The organism is Amycolatopsis sp. NBC_00345, from assembly GCF_036116635.1.
In the GTDB taxonomy this organism is placed as follows: Bacteria; Actinomycetota; Actinomycetes; order Mycobacteriales; family Pseudonocardiaceae; genus Amycolatopsis.
This window is the reverse complement of sequence record NZ_CP107995.1, coordinates 139445-158247: the sequence shown is the minus strand read 5'-3', so window position 1 is coordinate 158247 and position 18803 is coordinate 139445. Positions and strand designations below refer to the sequence as shown.

Below are 18803 nucleotides of genomic sequence, written 5' to 3'. Positions count from 1 at the left end.
CGAAGGTTCCGTACGATTCAGCCGTGACACGGACGCATCCGAGCCTGGTCGGCACGCTGCTCGAACACCGCTATCGCGTGGACAGGCTGCTGGCCCGCGGGGGGATGTCGTCGGTCTACCGGGGGCTGGACACCCGGCTGGACCGGCAGGTGGCGATCAAGATCATGGATCCCCGCTTCGCCGACGACCGCTCGTTCGTGGAGCGGTTCGTGCGCGAGGCCCGCTCCGCCGCGCAGCTGCACCACCCGAACGTCGTCGCCGTGCACGACCAGGGCTTCGACGCCCCGGCGGGCGAGGAGTCCGGCCTGGCGTTCCTGGTGATGGAGCTGGTCGACGGCGGCACGCTGCGCGACCTGATGGCCGAGCAGGGGCAGCTGGACGTCGCGCTGGCGCTGAGCATCGCCGAGCCGGTGCTCTCGGCGCTGGCCGCCGCGCACGCCGCCGGGCTGGTGCACCGCGACGTGAAGCCGGAGAACGTGCTGATCGGCCGCAGCAGCACGGTGATCACCGGCGGGGTGGTGAAGGTCGGGGACTTCGGCCTGGTCCGCGCCGTCGCCAGCGCCGGGACCACCAGCTCCAGCGTCATCCTCGGCACCGTCGCCTACCTCTCCCCCGAGCAGGTCACCACCGGCGCCACCACGTCGCGCGGCGACGTCTACTCGGCCGGGATCCTGCTGTACGAGATGCTCACCGCCCAGGCGCCCTACACCGGCGACACCGCGCTCTCGGTGGCCTACCGGCACGTGAACGACGACGTGCCGCGGCCGAGCGACCTGCGCCCCGGCCTGCCGCCCGCGCTGGACGAGCTGATCCTGCGCGCCACCCGGCGCGACCCCGAGCTGCGCCCCGCCGACGCCGGCGTGTTCCTCACCGAGCTGCAGGCGGTCCGCGCCGAGCTGGGCCTCGGCCTGGTGGGCGTGCCGATCCCGCCCCCGCCGGACGGCGACGGCGTGTCCGACGCCGAGCGCACCCTGCCGCGCATCCCCGTCACCGACCAGAACCAGCAAACCCAGCAGATCATGCCGGTGGCCGGCCCGCGCGGCACCCGCGCGCTGACCAGGGCCGTGCCGGTCCCGCCGCCGGGGCAGCCGCCGATGTCGCCTCCGACCGGGCAGCACCAGGCCGTGCCCCCGCCGCCGCCCCGGCGTCCGGCGCCCGCCGCCGAGAAGAAGCCGCGCGACCGCCGGAAGCTGATCGCCCTGGTCGCGCTCGGCGTGCTGGTGCTCGGCGGGCTGATCGGCGCGTACGCGTTCATCCTCAACGACTCCGGGCCGAACACCTCGACCGTGCCGAAGCTCGCCGGGCTCAGCCAGGCCGAGGCGGGTGACGCGCTGCGGGCGGCCAAGCTGACCCCGCAGTACAGCCAGGAGTTCAGCAACACCGTCGCGGCCAACACGGTGATCAAGGCCGACCCGGCCGCGGGCACCGCGCTGCAGCCGAACGCCACCGTGTCCGTGGTCGTGTCCAAGGGCCGGCCATTGGTGCCGAACATCCAGGTGGGCACCCCGCTCGCCGACGCCACCAAGGCGATCCAGGACCAGCAGCTCGCCGTCACGCAGGGCACGCCGGCGTACAGCGACACCGCGCCCGCGGGCACCGTGCTGAGCGTCTCCCCCGCCGCCGGCACGCCGGTGGACATCGGCGGCCAGGTCACGCTGGTGCTGTCCAAGGGCCCCGAGCCGCTGCCGCCGGTGCCGGACGTGACCGGGCGGTCGAAGGACGAGGCGTTCGGGATCCTGCAGCAGGCCGGGTTCCAGCCGCAGGACGGCGGCGAGGAGTTCTCCCAGACCGTGCCGGCCGGCTCCGTCACCCGCACCGACCCGTCGGCGAACTCGCCGGGCAAGAAGGTCGTGAAGGTCTTCGTCTCCAACTCCGTGCAGGTACCCGACGTCCGGTTCAAGCCGTTCGACCAGGCGGCGCAGATCCTCAAGGACGCCGGCCTGGACGTCGACCGGGGCGGCGACGGCAACGGCGGCGGCCACGGCCACGGCGGGTTCGACTTCGTCTTCCAGCAGGACCCGCAACCGGGCTCGCTGGTCGCGAAGGGGACGAAGGTGAAGATCCGCGGGTTCGGCGGCTGACCGCCCACCCGCGGCCGCACTGGCGAAAACCCGAGCGGCTGTGGTAACACAACAGCTGGCCAAGTGCCGTCAAGGACTCCTTACCCGCGCTGGACGCGGGTAAGGAGTCCTTGACGGCGCGTCCGGCGCAGGAACGACCGCGGGGGCGTTCCGAGCGGCGCGAAGGGAGGGGCGGGCATGGTCACCGACGTGCTGTCCTCCGGCCCGGCCCACCGGCCGGCAGGCGGCGTGGAGGCCGGGAAGCCAACGGCCTCCGTGGACCGGGCGCTGGGGAACGGCGACCTTTCGGCGCGCGAGTAGGCATGAGCTTCTTCACGGACGGTCCTCGCGAGCGCCCCCTGTTCCCGGTGCGGGAGCAGGAGCTGTTCAGTTACGAGGGCCGTCCCTGGACCGGCCCGCCGAGCGACCACATCGTCCCGGCGCTGCTGCCGTGGGCGATGCCGCTCGGCCGCTCCGCGCGCACGATCGTCGCGCTGAGTGGCATCGAGGTGTGGCCGGAGGCGATGACGCTGCGGCTCGCGGTGTACTCGCGCGACAGCCTGCACGACGGCCGCGCCGGCAGCCTGATCGACCACCGCCGCATCCCGGACTACAACGCCCTGCTGATCGGTGTGCTCTACCCGGACGGCAGCCGGGCCAGCTCGGAGACCATCTCGGTGCCGTCGGCCTCGGAGCCGGACCGGCCCGTGCTGCGCGCGCAGGGCGGCGGCGGCACCCAGTTCCACTTCGACCACCAGGTCTTCGTCTGGCCGCTGCCGCGGGACGGGACGCTGACGCTGGTGGTGCAGTGGCTCGACCGGGGCATCAAGGAAACGCACACCGCCCTCGACGGCGCCGCGATCCACGCCGCCGCGCACGAGGCCGGTGAGCTGTGGCCCGGGCTGCCGAAGCGGCCGGGCAACGGCGTCGCCGTCCGGCAGGTCGCCGCCACCAGCTCGGTCTCCGTCACCGGCGCCAGGTACGGCGTGGTGCCCGCCGCAGTGGCACCCACGACTGCGGCGCCGGCCGACGTGCCACCGACCGTCGCGGTGCCCGCACCGCTACCGCAGCCCGCCGGGCCGCGCGCACCACTCCCGCAGCCCGGCGGGGCGGCCGCGCCACTCCCACAGCCCAGTGTTGCGCCCGCACCACTCCCGCAGCGCAAACCCCGCGCTACCACAGGCGAGTGAACCTCCGGGTAGTTATCGCCCGCGAAACACCCTGACCACCCTCTCGTCACGTCCGGCTGATGTGGTGGTCATTCCTCGCCCGAGACCCCGGCCATGCCAGGAAAGGCCGCCGAATGCCGCGCACCTCGCTCAGTCCGCTCGACCTCGCTTTTCTTTGCCTGGAGAGCGAAACCGCGCCGATGCACATGGGCGCCGTGCTCACGTTCACGCCCGCCGAGCCGGTCTCACCGGAACGACTCGCGGCGCTGCTGGCCGAGCGGGCCGGGGAAATCCCGAAACTACGGCAGAAAACACGCACCGAGCTGTTCCCGCCGGGCGCGGCGACCTGGTCGGAGGACCCGGATTTCGTTGCCGCCCAGCACATCCACCACCACCGGGTCAGCACGCTCTACGACGTGGACCCGCTGCCGGAGTACGCGGCGCGGTGGATCGCACGGCCGCTCGACACCGGGCGGCCGCTGTGGGACCTGACGGTGGTGTCCGGCCTGCCCGAGGGCCGGTTCGCCGTGCTGCTCAAGCTGCACCACGCGCTCACCGACGGCGCGGGTGCGTACGCCGTGGCTGTCGGCCTGCTGGACGGGCTGCCGCTCACCGCACGGGCCACCGCCGCGGGCCGTGGCCTGGCCGTGGTGCCGCAGCCGCGCTCGGCGCTCGGCGCCGTGAAGGACACGATCGCCCAGGCCGGCGAGACAGCCGGGATCGCGTCTTCGGTGGTACGCGCCGCGCGGCCGCCGCGGTCACTGGTGTCGCCGGTATCGCTGGTGTCCGCGCCCGCGTCGGCCGAACGGCGGCTCGGCTTCGTCCGGCTGCCCGCCGCCGACGTGCGCCGGATCCGCCGCGCCCACGGCGGGACCGGCAACGACGTGGTGCTCGCCGTGCTGGCCGGCGCGCTGCGGGAGTGGCTGGTCAACCGCGGGCAGCGCGCCGACGGCCGCACGCTGCGGGCGCTGATCCCGGTCAGCGTGCGCGGCCGCGCCGGTACACAGCTGGGTGGCAACAAGCTGTCCGGTTACCTGTGCGACCTGCCGATCGGCCTGGACGACCCGGTGCGGCGCCTCGCCGTGGTCCGCCACGCGATGACGCGGAACAAGGCGACCGGCCCGGCCCGGGGCGCCGGGGCGTTCCCGTTGCTGGCCGGGCGCGTCCCGCCGGTCCTGCACCGCCTCGGTGCGAAGACCGCCGGGCTGGCCGCGCCGCTGTTGTTCGACCTGGTGGTGACCACCGTGCCGCTGCCGCCCGCCCGGCTGGCCCTGGACGGCGCGCCGCTGGCCGAGGTGTACCCGTTCGTGCCCCTCGCCCCGCGCCACGCGGTCGGCATCGCCGTCGCCAACTACCGCGACAGTGTCCACATCGGACTCCAGGCCAACGGTGCGGCCGTCCCGGACATCGGCTCCCTGCGTGACGCCGTCCTGAAATCGGCTGCCGGCCTGCTGGACACGGCCTAGGCGAGCCGCTGCTACCGGACCTTCACCACCTGGGCCCCACGCTGCCCGCGATGCGAAATATAAACACCCAGCAACTGGCTGCCGGCCGAAATCAAACCGTCCAGGAACGGCTTGTGGTCCTCGTACCACCCCTCAACACCCCGGTGGTGCTGAGCATGGTGTGAATCGGTCGTGAAAACCCGGTCGCCGCCCGTGGTCGCAGCGATGTATTCGTGAGACACAGCATCTCGATTCTGTCGCGCCGGTGAATACCTGCGCCACTGGAGTCGCGCGACCGAATACCGGCGTTACCGGCGCACTCCAATGGCCCAGCACCGGCCGGAAACAATCACCGAAATGCTTTGCACTCCGGCGGAAATCTCCATTTCCACACCCGTGAAAAAGGGGACTTCCGCCGGAATACGGACCTCAGCCGCGCAGCATTTCCGCGACCAGGAAGGCCAGTTCGAGGGACTGCTGGGTGTTCAGGCGCGGGTCGCAGGCGGTTTCGTAGCGGCCGGAGAGGTCGATGTCGGAGATCTCCTGCGCACCACCGAGGCATTCGGTGACGTCTTCACCGGTGAGCTCCACGTGAATGCCGCCCGGGTAGCTGCCCAGTTTGTGGTGCACCTCGAAGAAGCCCTGGACCTCGTCGACGATGCGGTCGAAATGGCGGGTCTTGTACCCGGTCGACGATTCGTGCGTATTGCCGTGCATCGGGTCGCACTGCCAGATGACCTTGTGCCCGGACGCCTCGACCTTTTCGACGATCGCGGGCAGCACGTCGCGCACCTTGCCGTTGCCCATCCGGGAGATGAGCGTGAGCCGGCCGGGCTCGTTACGCGGGTCGAGCCGCTCGACGTACTCCAGCGCCTGATCCGGCGTGGTGGTCGGGCCGATCTTGAGCCCGATCGGGTTCGCCAGCAGCTCGGCGAACGCGATGTGCGCGCCGTCCAGCTGACGGGTCCGCTCTCCGACCCAGAGGAAGTGCGACGACAGGTTGTACAGCTTCGGGTTCGCCGCGTCGGCGTTGTCCAGCCGCAGCAGCGCGCGCTCGTAGTCGAGCAGCAGCGCCTCGTGGCTGGCGAAGATCTCGGTGGAGTGCAGCGAGGTGTCGGAGACGCCGCAGGCGTTCATGAACCGCAGGCCGCGGTCGATCTCGCCGGCCAGCGCCTCGTACCGCTCGCCGGCGGGCGAGGACGACACGAAGTCCTTGTTCCAGTCGTGCACCTGGTGCAGGTCGGCCATGCCGGCGCCGGTGAGGGCGCGGACCAGGTTCATCGCCGCGCCCGCGTTCGCGTACGCGCGGATCATCCGGCCCGGGTCCGGCACCCGCAGCTCGGGCTTCGGCTCCAGCGAGTTGATGATGTCGCCGCGGTAGACCGGCAGGCCCAGCGCGTCGGTGGCCGCCGAGCGCGGCTTCGCGTACTGGCCGGCGATGCGGCCGACCTTGACCACCGGCAGGCTCGCGCCGTAGGTGAGCACCACGGCCATCTGCAGCAGCGTGCGCAGGTTCGCGCGGATGTGCGGCTCGGTGTTGGACTCGTACGTCTCCGCGCAGTCGCCGCCCTGGAGCAGGAAGGCCTCGCCGTTGGCGACCATGGCGAGCCGGTTCTTCAGCCGGTCGATCTCGGCCGGCACGGTGATCGGCGGGACGCTCTCCAGGACCGCCCTGGCCCGCGTGGCCAGCTCCGGGTCCGGCCACTCGGGCTGCTGCGCGGCCGGCTTGGCCAGCGCCGCGTCGAGGCGCGCGCGCAGCTCGGGCGGCAGCGGCGGGAGTTCGGGAAGCGTGTCGACGGGAACGTCCACTGTCCAGTTCACGAGTCCCAGGATAAGGTCCGCCGGCTGAGCCGCTCAGGGAGGGCTTGGCCGGGTCGCCGACGTTCATTCGTCCTGGTGACGGAGGGCGCCCAGCCGGTCCGCGACGTTCAGCAGGCCGGCCAATTCGCCGGCGTCCAGCGCGGGCACGATCGCCGCCCAGTGGTCGATGCGGACGGCTTCGGCGAGGATCCGCTTGCGTTCGTCCGGAGCGAGCTTGGCGGCGATCTTCACCAGCACCCGGGCCCGCTCGGGGGCGAATTCGATCCCCCGGGCCTGATCCGCTGCCCGGGCCGGATCGTGCCGGGCCAGTTCGGGCAGGAAAACCTCCAGCAGCCGATCACGGTGCCCATCGGCGGCATTGCCGACGACGGCCTCGGCCTGCTGGAGATGACCCGCTTCGACCAGCCCGGAAACCAGGACCAGCTGGCCTCTCGCAGCGAAGCGGGGCAGCATCCCGACCAGCTCCAGCGCTACCGCCGCTTCACCCCGTGCGGCCAGCTCCGGCAGGCCGTCGGCGATCGCGTCTTCGAAATTCAGTTCGTCGTCGCCGGTCCGATAGCGCGCGGCCAGCTCGATGATCTCGGCAGGCTCGCCGACCGCGCACAGCATGGTCATCAACGCAGCGCGATCGGATCGCCGCTCGAATTCCCTGTCGCTCTCCGGGCGCTCCGCGAGGCTCCGGACGTGGCCGGCCAGACCCTCCAGTGCGGCACGGTCTCCCGCACGCCGCAAACGACGCGCCAGAACGACCAGCGGCCGGGCCTTGATCGACAAGCGCTCGAGACCGCGGACCAGCTTTTCCGTGACGCGGAGGTCCCCCTCGGCCGCCAGCAGTCCGGCCAGCTCCTGGATATGGCCTCGCGCTCCTTCGTCGAGCGGCACCAGTGGCGCGAGCAGCTCGGCCCGCCGGATGTCCCCGGCCGCGACCACCGTGCCGGCCAGGGCCGTTATCGCGTCGACGGCGCGATAGTCGCCCGCCGGCCGGCGAGCCAACCGCTCCGCTTGATGCGCCGCCCGGTACGCCCCGGCCTGATCGCCGTGCGTCAGCAACGCTTCGGCGAGTGCTGTCCACAGGCGGAGAACGTTGAAACGGAACAAGCGCGAGGGATGACCGGGGTCGAATTGTTCGGCGTACTCGAAGGCTCGCTCGGTCTGCCCCTCGGCCACCAGCGCCGTGATGAACCGAATCGTCGCTTCGTTCTGCTGGTACGTACCGGTCATCGAGTCCAGCAGGGCCGGAATGGCCTCGAGCCGCCCGGACGCCGTCAGCGCGTCCATCACCGCGGGGAACAGGACCCGATCGCGAACGTCCTCACCCAGCTCCGAACTGAGCCTCTGTACGACCTCCAGCGGCTCCGCGGCCACGGTCAGCTCTTCGGTGAGCGAGGCCCGGAAGAGCCGGTCACTGTCCCCCGTCTCCTGCATCAGCTCCTGGGCTCGAACGGTCTCGCCGTCCCGGCGCAACTGCCGGGCCACATCGAAAACGAGCGAAACCCGGTGACTGTCGGCCATCGCGGCAGCCACTCGCAGTGCCAGGTCCGGGTGTCCGGGGACCAGCAACGCGCCCACCGCGCTCAGCGTGGCCGTCCGCAGCTCGTCCTCGGGGATGTCCTGGGCCAGCAGCAGCGCCCGATCGACATCCGGTTCCGGACCGGCAGCCACCAGGAACGCGTCGATCCGCTTGCGCCGGCTCACGCTCAAGCGCTCGTCCAGCTGCCCGGCAGCTTCGGCGAGGCGGCCGTCACGCAGCAACGCGACGGGGATCTCCGCGAGCAGCGCGTCGCGCAGATCCGGCTCGTGTTCCTCCTCGGCCAACCGGCGCGCCCGGTCGATCTCACCGCCGCGGGCGAGCGTGCCGGTCAATTCGAGCAGGGCCCCTCGCCGGGACACCGATTCGATCATCGACTGGGCCAGCGCGACCGCGTGGTCCGTCCGGCCGAGCGCGGCCCACACCGCCGGGAGCATCATCGGCGTGTTCTGATTGCGCTGGCGGAAATTGTCGCGGTAGGTGTCGACGGTGATCAGGCGGATGAGGTCGGGCTCGGCCGAATCGAGCAGCGCCGCCCGCGCCGCGTCGAGGTCCTCCATCGCCGCGACCTCGCCGCCGGACACGTCCAGCAGCCGTTCCTGGCGCGCCTGGTCGCCGGCCAGATCGGCCAGGGCCGCCACGTCGCCGCGCTCACGGACCAGCCGGAAGTACCCGCGCAGCAGGAACTGCGGCGTGTCCGCCGGCCACCCCGCGTCCCGATAGCCACCGGCCCAGCGGTCGATGGCCTCGCGGTAACCGGCCAGCTCGTCCGGTCCCAGCGCATCGGCCGCTTCCCGCTGCAGAGTCTCGTGGGCCAGCAGGAAGATCTCGGGGGCTTCGCCGGCCCGCCAATGCGCGGGACGCCGGGTGAACGAGCGGCTCGCGACACTGTTGAGCACCCGTTCGGCTTCCCGCTCGCGGCGCTGCGTCAGCTCGGCGAGATCGGAGCTGGTGAGACCACCGCGGGCGGCCACCAGGAAGCCCAGCAGATCCCTTTCTCCCGCGCTGCCCCGGAGCAGGGCGTCGAGCTCGCGCTCCATGTCGTCTCGCGCCGTGACTGCCGCGGGCGCGGGGGCCAGGGCCCGCTCGATATCGGCTGCCCGCACGGGATGGTCCGCCCGCACGTCCGAGGGCACGCCCGGGTTGAAGCGGCTCGACACGATCACGCGCAGTCCGTGGGCGGGCAGCGGCAGCAGTGCGGCGATGCTGTGCCCGCCCGTGCTCGCACCCTGGTCCTCATCAAGACCGTCGACCAGGAGTACCAGGCGTTCGCCACGCTCCAGGCACTGCTCCGCGGCCTCGGCGAAGACCGCGTTGAGGTTTCTGGCGTCGCGATCCTTGGCCGTGCCGAGGATCTCCGCGAGCTGCTCCTGGACGACGTCGACGAACGCTTCCCGCCGGTCGTCACCGAGTGAGCGAGCGGTGACGAAGAACGACACCATCCGCACGCCGGCCGGCGGCGCCAGCACGAACGTGGCCATCAGCGCGGATTTGCCCGCCCACGGCGCGGCCCGCCACCAGACGTAGCCCGGCGCGGGATCCGGCGCGGTGCAGAACCGCGCCAGTTCGGCGAGTTCCCCCGCGCGGCCGACGAGCTGCCGCGGGGCCACCTGGCGCACCCACTCCAGGTAGCGCGAACGAGCGGGGGCCCCGCCGGTGTAGGTGATCGAATCGACGTGCCCGACCTGCACGACGGAACCGGTCACCGGACCGAGTACCTGATTGGTGATCGGTCCCTGGCGATCCGGCCGGTCCTGGACCATCGACGCTCCTCCCCCGAAGTACCGGTGTAAGAGCGTCGCACGAGTTCGGGGCGGGGTAAAGGCCAGGGCCCGGCGCGTCGGGCGGCCGCGGTCCACAGTGGATTCCGCCGGCACGGCAGGACAAGGGACAGGCCCCGGTGCGCCATTGCACCGGGGCCTGCGATCAGGGGACGAGCTCAGACGACCGCCAGCGGCAGCGCCGTCGGGTGAACCGGCGCGGGCAGGTCCGAGGCGCCGGTGAGGAAGGCGTCCACGGCGTTCGCGACCGAGCGGCCCTCCGCGATGGCCCACACCACGAGCGACGCGCCGCGGTGGGCGTCGCCGCAGACGAAGACACCCGGGGACGCGGTCTGCCAGTCGGCGCCGCAGGACAGGGTGCCGCGGCGGGTGAGCGAGAGGCCCAAGCCGTCGAGCAGCGGCATCTCCTCCACGCCCTCGAAGCCGATCGCCAGCAGCACCAGGTCGGCGGGCAGCACCTCGACCTCGTCACTGGTCGGCACGACCTCGCGACGGCCCGTCTCCGGGTCCTTCACCACGCGGACCTGCTGCAGCTCCACGGCCTTCACGTGACCGGCGCCGTCGTCGACAAAGCGCTTCACGGCGACCGCGAACTTGCGCTCCCCCGCTTCCTCGTGCGCCGGGTAGGTGCGCAGGATGTACGGCCAGGTCGGCCACGGCGAGCGCTCGTCGTCGCGAGTGGACGGCGGGGTCGGGTACTGGTCCAGCTGCGTCACCGAAAGCGCGCCCTGCCGGGTCGCGGTGCCGTAGGAGTCGGCGCCGGTGTCGCCGCCGCCGATGATCACCACGTGCTTGCCGTTCGCGTCGACCGACGGCGGGCCGTCGCCCTCGACGAACTTGTTGGCCGGCACCAGGTGCTCCATCGCCAGGTGGACCCCGGCGAGGCCGCGGCCCTCGGTCGTCGTGTCGTCGCGGCCGCGCAACGCGCCCACGGCCAGCACCACGGCGTCGTACCGGGCCCGCAGGTCCTCCACGGTGAGGTCGACGCCGACCTCACAACTGGTGACGAACTGGGTGCCCTCCCGGCGCAGCTGCGCCAGCCGCCGGTCAAGGACCTTCTTCTCCATCTTGAACTCGGGGATGCCGTACCGCAGCAGCCCGCCGAGCCGGTCGTCGCGCTCGAACACGGTCACCTCGTGGCCGGCGCGCGTCAGCTGCTGCGCGGCGGCCAGCCCTGCCGGGCCGGAGCCGACCACGGCCACCCGCTGTCCCGAGGAGACCTCGGCGGCGTGCGGCTGCACGTACCCTGCCTCCCAGGACTGGTCGGCGATCGTCAGCTCGACGCGCTTGATCGCCACCGGCCCGCCGGAGTCCGGCGAGATCGACAGCACACAACCGGCCTCGCACGGGGCGGGGCACAGCTTCCCGGTGAACTCGGGGAAGTTGTTGGTGGCGTGCAGCCGGTCGCTCGCCGCGGCCCAGTCGCCGCGGCGGACCAGGTCGTTCCACTCCGGGATCAGGTTGCCGAGCGGGCAGCCCGAGCCACCGGAGTGGCAGAACGGGATGCCGCAGTCCATACAGCGCGAGGCCTGCGTGCGCACGACGTTGTTGCGCTCGCCGGGCTCGACGTCCGCGTAGACCTCGCCCCAGGACGCGAGACGGTCCTCTTTGGACTTCTTCTTCGGCTCTTCGCGCTTGAACTTCATAAAACCGTTCGGATCAGCCACGAGCGGACTCTGTTTCTTGCGGGATACCCGCACCCAGTCGGCACTCGTGACCGGTTGCACGATTATCAGCCACGAGCTGCCTCCATGATCGCTTCGTCGACATCGCGGCCCGCAGCACGAGCCGCCTTCGCCGCGTCGAGAACCCGCTGGTAGTCGCGCGGCATCACCTTGGTGAACGCCGCGGAGCGCCGCGGCCAGTCGCCGAGCAGCGACGCGGCCACAGCCGAGCGGGTGAGGTCGTGGTGCTTGCGCACCGTCTGCTTGAGCCAGGCCAGGTCTTCCGCGTCCGGCGCCATCAGGTCCACCATGTCCCGGTTGACCTTGGCGAGGTCGAGTTCGAGCACATACGCGGTGCCGCCGGACATGCCGGCCGCCAGGTTGCGCCCGGTCGGCCCGAGCACCACGGCCCGGCCACCGGTCATGTACTCGAAGGCGTGGTCGCCCACGCCCTCGGCGACCACGGTGGCGCCGGAGTTGCGGACGCAGAACCGCTCGCCCACCTGGCCGCGCAGGAACATCTCGCCGGACGTGGCACCGTAGGCGAGGGTGTTGCCCGCGATGGTCTGGCGCTCGGCCACGAACGACGCGCCCGCGTCGGGGCGCACGATGATCCGGCCGCCGGAGAGACCCTTGCCGACGTAGTCGTTCGCGTCGCCCACCATGTCGAGCGTGATGCCGCTGGGCAGGAACGCGCCCAGCGACTGCCCGGCCGAACCGGTGAGCAGCACGTGGATCGTGTCCTCGGGCAGTCCCTCACCGCCGTAGCGGCGGGTGATCTCCGAGCCGAGCAGCGTGCCGACGGTGCGGTTGACGTTGCGCACCGGCAGTTCGAGCCGCACCGGGTGCGCGTCCTCCAGCGCCGCCTCGGCGAGCTGGATGAGCGTGCGGTCCAGTGCGTGCTCCAGACCGTGGTCCTGGCCCCGGACCCGCCGCTTCGCGCCGCCGTACGGGGTCTCCGCCGGCATGTCGAAGATCGGCTTCAGGTCGAGGCCGGAGGTCTTCCAGTGCGCCACCGCCTCGTCGGTGTCCAGCATCTCGGCGTGCCCGATGGCCTCGTCGAGGGTGCGGAAACCCAGCTGTGCCAGCGTTTCCCGGACCTCCTGGGCGACGAACTCGAAGAACTTCACCACGTGCTCGACCTGACCGGTGTAGCGCTCGCGCAGCTCCGGGTTCTGCGTCGCGACACCGACCGGGCAGGTGTCGAGGTGGCAGACGCGCATCATGATGCAGCCCGCGACGACGAGGGGGGCCGTCGCGAAGCCGTACTCCTCGGCGCCGAGCAGCGCCGCGACCACCACGTCACGGCCGGTCTTCATGGCGCCGTCCACCTGCACGGTGATGCGGTCGCGCAGGCCGTTCATCAGCAGCGTCTGCTGGGTCTCGGCGAGCCCGATCTCCCACGGCGTGCCCACGTGCTTGAGCGAGTTCATCGGCGACGCGCCGGTGCCGCCGTCGTGGCCCGAGATGAGCACCACGTCGGCGTGCGCCTTGGACACGCCGGCCGCGACCGTGCCGACCCCGAGCGAGGACACCAGCTTCACGTGGACGCGGGCGTGCTCGTTGGCGTTCTTCAGGTCGTGGATCAGCTGGGCCAGGTCTTCGATCGAGTAGATGTCGTGGTGCGGCGGCGGCGAGATCAGCCCGACGCCCGGCGTCGAGTGCCGCGTGCGGGCGATCCACGGGTACACCTTGTTCGGCGGCAACTGCCCGCCCTCACCCGGCTTCGCGCCCTGCGCCATCTTGATCTGGATGTCGTCGGCGTTGACCAGGTACTCGCTGGTGACGCCGAACCGGCCGCTCGCGACCTGCTTGATCGCGCTGCGCCGCTCGGGGTCGTAGAGCCGCTCCGGGTCCTCGCCGCCCTCGCCGGTGTTGGACCGGCCGCCGATCCGGTTCATCGCGATGGCCAGCGTTTCGTGTGCCTCGGCCGAAATCGAGCCGTACGACATGGCGCCGGTGTTGAAGCGCTTGAAGATCGCCTCGGCGGGCTCGACCTCGTCCAGCGGCACCGGCTCGCGGGCGCCCTCGCGGAACTTGAACAGCCCGCGCAGCGTGCCGCCCTCGCGGTAGAGCCGGTGCACCTCGTCGGTGTACTTGCGGTAGACGTCCTCGCGGCCGGTCTTTCCCGCGTGCTGCAACAGGAACACCGTCTCCGGCGTGAACAGGTGCAGCTCGCCCTCGCGGCGGTAGGCGTACTCGCCGCCGGTGTCGAGTCCACGGTGGACCCGGTCGGTCGGGTTGTCCGGGTAGGCGCGGCGGTGGCGCACCGCGACCTCCTCGGCGAGCACCTCCAGCCCCACGCCGCCGAGCTTCGAGGACGTGCCGGTGAAGTACTCGTCCAGCAGGTCCTGGCTCAGCCCGAGCGATTCGAAGACCTGCGCCGCGGTGTACGCGCCGACGGTCGAGATGCCCATCTTGGACATGATCTTCAGGACGCCCTTCACGAGCGCCTGCACGTAGTTCCGGATCGCCTTCGCGGCCTCGATGCCGGTCACGGCACCCTGCCCGATCATGTCCTCGATCGTCTCGAAGGCGAGGTACGGGTTGACCGCGGCGGCGCCGTAGCCCAGCAGCAGCGCGATGTGGTGCACCTCGCGGGCGTCGCCGGTCTCCACCACCAGCGCCACGCGCAGCCGCTCCTTGGTGCGCACCAGGTGGTGGTGCACCGCGGAAACCAGCAGCAGCGACGGGATCGGCGCCATCCGGTGGTCGGAGTCGCGGTCGGACAGCACCAGTGTGCGTGCCCCGGCCGCGATCGCCTCGGACGCCTCGCGCCGTACCCGCTCGATCGCGGACGCCAGCGCGTCGGCGCCGCCGCTCACCTCGTACAGTCCGGAAAGGACACTGCAGGCGAAGCCCGGCAGGTCGCCGTCGTCGTTGATGTGGATGAGCTTGGCCAGCTCGTCGTTGTCGATCACCGGGTACGGCAGGTTCAGGTGACGGCAGGACGCGGGGCCGGGCGCGAGCAGGTTGCGCTCCGGGCCCATGATCCGCGCCATCGAGGTGACCAGCTCCTCGCGGATGGCGTCCAGCGGCGGGTTGGTCACCTGCGCGAAGTTCTGCTTGAAGTAGTCGTAGAGCAGCCGGGACCGCTGGGACAGCACGGCGACCGGGGTGTCGGAGCCCATCGAGCCGATCGGCTCGGCGCCCTTGGCGGCCATCGGCGCGAGCAGGATCTTCAGCTCCTCCTCGGTGTAGCCGAAGGAGAGCTGGCGGCGGAGCACGGAGTCGTGGCTCTGCACGATGTGGTCGCGGTCGGGCAGGTCGGCCAGCTTGAGCAGCCCGGCGTGCAGCCAGCCCTCGTACGGCAGCTTCGCCGCGAGCGCCGACTTGACCTCTTCGTCGTCGACGATCCGGCCGGCCTTGGTGTCCACCAGGAACATCCGGCCGGGCTTGAGGCGGCCCTTGGCGATCACGTCTTCCGGGGCCACGTCGAGCACCCCGGCCTCGCTGGCGAGCACCACGCGGTCGTCCGCCGTGCGCCACCATCGGGCCGGGCGCAGGCCGTTGCGGTCGAGCACCGCGCCGACCAGGCGGCCGTCGGTGAAGGTGACGCAGGCCGGGCCGTCCCATGGCTCCATCAGGCTGGCGTGGAACTGGTAGAACGCGCGCCGCGCCGGGTCCATGGTGAGGTGGTTCTCCCACGCCTCCGGGATCATCATCAGCACCGCGTGCGGCAGCGACCGGCCGCCGAGGTGCAGCAGCTCCAGCACCTCGTCGAACGAGGCGGAGTCCGAGGCGTCCGGCGAGCAGATCGGGAACAGCCGCGTCAGGTCGCCCGTGATCAGGTCGGCCTCGAGCAGCGCCTCGCGGGCGCGCATGCGGTTGCGGTTGCCGCGGATGGTGTTGATCTCACCGTTGTGCGCCACGAACCGGAACGGGTGCGCGAGCGGCCACGACGGGAAGGTGTTGGTGGAGAAGCGCGAGTGCACCAGCGCGATCGCGCTGGCGAGGCGGGTGTCGGTGAGGTCGGCGAAGAACCTCGGCAGCTGCCCCGGCGTCAGCATGCCTTTGTAGACGATCGTGCGCGCGGACAGCGACGGGAAGTACGTGCCGCAGCCCGCGGTTTCGCTGTCGTGCTCCAGGCGCTTGCGCAGACAGAACGCGAGCCGGTCCAGCTCCAGGCCGGTCTCCTCGTGCTGCGAAGCGACAAAGAGCATCGAGAAGTGCGGCATCACCGAGCGCGCGGTGGGTCCGATGTCCGCCCGGTCGGCGTCCACGGGCACCTCGCGCCAGCCGAGGACTTCGAGGCCCTCTTCGCCGGCGATGCGCTCGGTCAGCTCGACAGCCTTGCGACGTTGCTCGGCGTCAGTGGGAAGGAAAGCGATGCCGGCGGCGTACGCGCCGAACTCGGGCAGGGGGAAGCCGGACTCGGCGCGCAGCAGCTCGTCGGGGAGCTGCAGGAGGATGCCGGCACCGTCACCGCTGGTCGGCTCGGCTCCCGCGGCGCCGCGGTGGTCGAGGTTGGTCAGCGCGGTCAGGCCGTCGGTGACGATGCCGTGGGAGCGTCGCCCCTGGATGTCGGCCACCATGGCCACACCGCAGGAGTCCTGCTCGGTCTCCGGGTCGTAGAGACCCTGCTTGCCGGGAATGGCGGAGAAGATCATGAAAAAGGGACCTCCTTCGTCGTCTTCGTGCGGTGGCCGGCGGACCGGCCGTGGGGAGCGCACGGGACGACGATGGCCCGCTTGTTAGCGCGACTTTAACACCTGGGAAACACGGCAGCAGTGCCTCGGAGCGGCCAGAACGACCGCGAACCGTAACGATCTGGCTGCGTGGAACGATGCTCCTCGTCAAGCACCAGCCCTGATGAGACCCAGGTAGTTCGCCCTGCTAACTACCCGATCTGGGTGGGTGCCGTCAAGTCTAACCGGCGCTCCCGGTTTCCGGCGGGTCAGGAAAATAACAGCGACCCAGCGTGTCCGCCCGGCTGCGCGGAGTCCACCGCCGTGACCGCTGCCGCCGGTGAGTGAAACGTGTTAACGTCCGCCGCATGATCCTCGATCGCTTCCGGCTCACGGACCAGGTCGCAGTGGTCACCGGCGCCGGCCGGGGCCTCGGGGCGGCCACCGCGGTGGCGCTGGCCGAGGCGGGCGCCGACGTGGTCATCGCCTCCCGCACCGAGTCCCAGCTGCACGAGGTCGCCGAGCGGGTCGCCGCCGCCGGGCGCCGGGCGCACGTGGTGCCCGCAGACCTGAGCGACCCCGCCGCCGCGGCCGCGCTGGCCGAAGCCGCGACGAGCACGTTCGGCCGGCTCGACATCGTGGTCAACAACGTCGGCGGCACGTTCCCCCGGCCGCTGCCCGAGACCACAGTGGAATTCCTCGAGGAAGCCTTTCGCTTCAACGTCTCCACGGCCCACGCGCTGACCGCGGCGGCCACCCCGGCGCTGCTGGAGAACGGCGGCTCGGTGGTCAACATCTCGTCGATCATGGGCCGCGTGCAGGGCCGCGGCTTCCTCGCTTACGGCACGGCGAAGGCGGCCCTCTCGCAGTACACCCGGCTGGCCGCCGTCGACCTCGCGCCGCGGGTGCGGGTGAACGCGATCTCGGTCGGCTCGGTGGCCACGTCCGCGCTGGAGCTGGTGGTGGGCAACGAAGAGATCCGCGCCAAGATGGAGCAGGCCACTCCCCTGCGCCGGATCGGCGAGCCCGAGGACATCGCCGCGGCGGTCGTCTACCTGGCGTCGCGCGCCGGCGGCTACCTCACCGGCAAGGTGCTCGAAGTGGACGGTGGCCTGCAGGCGCCGAACCTGGACCTGGGCCTGCCCGACCTCTGATCACGCCCGCCGGGGCCGTTTTCGTCGCCGGACCGGCTGATTTTCCGGAAAGCCCCACGCTGGGTGATTGCCTCCTGTCATAGTGTTCGTCGACCAACGATCACGGGGAGGGACTCGGTGGCCGACTTCGACGTGGCACCGGACGTCATGCGTGAGTACGCGGACGTACTGGACGGACTGCACGCGCAGATCGACAAGATGAACGACTACATGCGCACCACCGCGTGCGACACCTCAGGCTTCACCGGCCTGTTCATGCTGCTGCGCCCGGTCGTCGACCTGGTGCGCGACCTCTACGGCGACACGCTCCAGTTCGGGCACACCCGGCTCACCTCGATGAGCCAGGGCATCCAGTCCGCCGCGACGGCCTACGAGCAGCACGACACCAAGTCCGCGGAGACCCTCAAGCAGCTGGGCCTGTCGCTCGACGACCTGGGCCCGGCCGGCCAGGGCCAGGCCTGAGGAAGGGGAGGGAAATGGCGAAGCACGGCGGCGGGCACGGGCATGAGAACCCGAAGCACACCAAGGAAAAGCCCGAAAAAGAAGAGAAGAAGAAGAAAAAGGACGACGATTCCAAGGACGACAAGGAAGAGCCGAAGAAGCCGGGCGCCGGCGGCTCCACTTCGTCCGGCTTCGACAACGGCAGCGCGATCACCGAGCAGCTGCAGCCGCCGGAGGACACGTCCGGCGATGACATCCAGGACCTGGTGAAGGACGCCGGCGTCGAGGTGCTGGCGGTCGAGTGGATCTTCCAGCAGATCACCGGCAAGTCGCTCACGCAGGAGTTCATCGAGCCGATCACCGGCGACTTCTCGAAGATGTCCGCCGACGCCGAGGCGTGGCGCAACATCGCGGAGGCGATGAAGGCGTTCTCCGGGGTGATGACGGGGAACGAGAAGATCCTCGGCGACAGCTGGACCGGTCCCGCGTCGCTGGCGCACAAGGCGTACGTCGACCTCGGCTGGCGGGCCGCGCTCGCCGCGGAGGCGGGCATCGCGGAGCTGATCGCCAAGGGCTTCGAACTGCTGTCGGACACCTCGAAGAAGCTCGCGGCGAAGGCGCTGGACCTGCTGAAGAGCCTGATCGACCGGCTGCTCGTGATGGCGGCCGAGGCGTGCGTGCCGATCGCCGGCTGGGTCGCCGACGCGATCACCGGCCTGTCCGAGGTCCTGCCCCTGATCGACGCGCTGATCTCGATCGTCGACATGATCAAGGACATCGTGCAGAAGGTCGGCGACCTGTGGGACTCGATCAAGGACCTCGGCTCGCAGCTGGCGAAGATCAAGGACATCGGCAGCCTCAGCGACGCGATCGACGTCGGCAAGGGCATCGCGGGCGACGTCGGCGACATCAAGGACACCGCCAAGGGGATCAAGGACGACGCCGGCGAGATCAAGGACAAGGCCCAGGAAGGCGTCAAGGAAACTCGCGAGAACCACGCGGACAACAAGGACCACTGGGACAACCGCCGCAACCGCACCCCGGCGCATTCGGGCAGCGGCCGGATCAGCGGCAGCATCGACGACTGAGCCAGCGAAGATCGAGAGGAACGC

The 18803-nt window shown here is 71.0% G+C and carries 11 protein-coding genes; 7 read left to right on the top strand and 4 right to left on the bottom strand.

Going from position 1 to position 18803, the window contains the following annotated elements; all coding sequences use genetic code 11:
• The first annotated feature begins 23 nt into the window (after positions 1-23).
• From pknB to OG943_RS00725, 4 genes are all read left to right on the top strand, one after another.
• On the top strand, positions 24-2081 hold the full coding sequence (gene pknB, locus OG943_RS00740) for a Stk1 family PASTA domain-containing Ser/Thr kinase (RefSeq protein ID WP_328607701.1): 2058 nt from the start codon (positions 24-26) through the stop codon (positions 2079-2081).
• Between the two features lie 177 nt (positions 2082-2258).
• Positions 2259-2381 carry a hypothetical protein gene (locus OG943_RS00735; protein WP_328607700.1) on the top strand — a complete coding sequence of 41 codons (123 nt, stop codon included), beginning with the start codon at positions 2259-2261 and terminating at the stop codon, positions 2379-2381.
• 2 nt (positions 2382-2383) lie between these two features.
• The gene (locus tag OG943_RS00730; protein WP_442874676.1) at positions 2384-3250 is read left to right on the top strand and encodes a hypothetical protein; all 867 of its coding nucleotides are present in this window, start codon (positions 2384-2386) and stop codon (positions 3248-3250) included.
• A gap of 113 nt (positions 3251-3363) precedes the next feature.
• Positions 3364-4695 carry a wax ester/triacylglycerol synthase family O-acyltransferase gene (locus tag OG943_RS00725; RefSeq protein ID WP_328607699.1) on the top strand — a complete coding sequence of 444 codons (1332 nt, stop codon included), beginning with the start codon at positions 3364-3366 and terminating at the stop codon, positions 4693-4695.
• Between the two features lie 408 nt (positions 4696-5103).
• On the opposite strand, the gene OG943_RS00720 is transcribed toward OG943_RS00725, so the two are convergent.
• The 4 genes from OG943_RS00720 to gltB all read right to left on the bottom strand — a co-directional run bounded on the left by OG943_RS00720 (position 5104) and on the right by gltB (position 16078).
• On the bottom strand, positions 5104-6495 hold the full coding sequence (locus OG943_RS00720) for a class II 3-deoxy-7-phosphoheptulonate synthase (protein WP_328607698.1): 1392 nt from the start codon (positions 6493-6495) through the stop codon (positions 5104-5106).
• Between the two features lie 63 nt (positions 6496-6558).
• Entirely contained in the window at positions 6559-9729 is a 3171-nt protein-coding gene (locus OG943_RS00715) for a hypothetical protein (protein ID WP_328607697.1), read from the bottom strand.
• A 233-nt stretch (positions 9730-9962) separates the two neighbouring features.
• A complete protein-coding gene (locus tag OG943_RS00710) occupies positions 9963-11471 on the bottom strand; it encodes a glutamate synthase subunit beta (protein WP_328607696.1) in 1509 nt (502 codons plus the stop codon).
• A 65-nt stretch (positions 11472-11536) separates the two neighbouring features.
• Complete coding sequence (gltB, locus tag OG943_RS00705; protein WP_328607695.1) at positions 11537-16078, bottom strand: glutamate synthase large subunit; 4542 nt, start codon at positions 16076-16078, stop codon at positions 11537-11539.
• Positions 16079-16464: 386 nt separating this feature from the next.
• Here gltB and OG943_RS00700 point away from each other — a divergent pair, with 386 nt between their 5' ends.
• From OG943_RS00700 to OG943_RS00690, 3 genes are all read left to right on the top strand, one after another.
• Complete coding sequence (locus OG943_RS00700) at positions 16465-17250, top strand: SDR family oxidoreductase (RefSeq protein WP_328607694.1); 786 nt, start codon at positions 16465-16467, stop codon at positions 17248-17250.
• A gap of 117 nt (positions 17251-17367) precedes the next feature.
• Complete coding sequence (locus OG943_RS00695) at positions 17368-17712, top strand: type VII secretion target (RefSeq protein WP_328607693.1); 345 nt, start codon at positions 17368-17370, stop codon at positions 17710-17712.
• Positions 17713-17726: 14 nt separating this feature from the next.
• The gene (locus tag OG943_RS00690) at positions 17727-18779 is read left to right on the top strand and encodes a hypothetical protein (RefSeq protein ID WP_328607692.1); all 1053 of its coding nucleotides are present in this window, start codon (positions 17727-17729) and stop codon (positions 18777-18779) included.
• Positions 18780-18803 lie beyond the last annotated feature (24 nt).

Coding starts and splice junctions, on each gene's coding strand:
- OG943_RS00690 (WP_328607692.1), top strand. CDS start 17,727: ATGGCGAAGCACGGCGGCGGGCACGGGCATGAGAACCCGAAGCACACC.
- OG943_RS00730 (WP_442874676.1), top strand. CDS start 2,384: ATGAGCTTCTTCACGGACGGTCCTCGCGAGCGCCCCCTGTTCCCGGTG.
- gltB (WP_328607695.1), bottom strand. CDS start 16,078: ATGATCTTCTCCGCCATTCCCGGCAAGCAGGGTCTCTACGACCCGGAG.
- OG943_RS00735 (WP_328607700.1), top strand. CDS start 2,259: ATGGTCACCGACGTGCTGTCCTCCGGCCCGGCCCACCGGCCGGCAGGC.
- OG943_RS00700 (WP_328607694.1), top strand. CDS start 16,465: ATGATCCTCGATCGCTTCCGGCTCACGGACCAGGTCGCAGTGGTCACC.
- OG943_RS00725 (WP_328607699.1), top strand. CDS start 3,364: ATGCCGCGCACCTCGCTCAGTCCGCTCGACCTCGCTTTTCTTTGCCTG.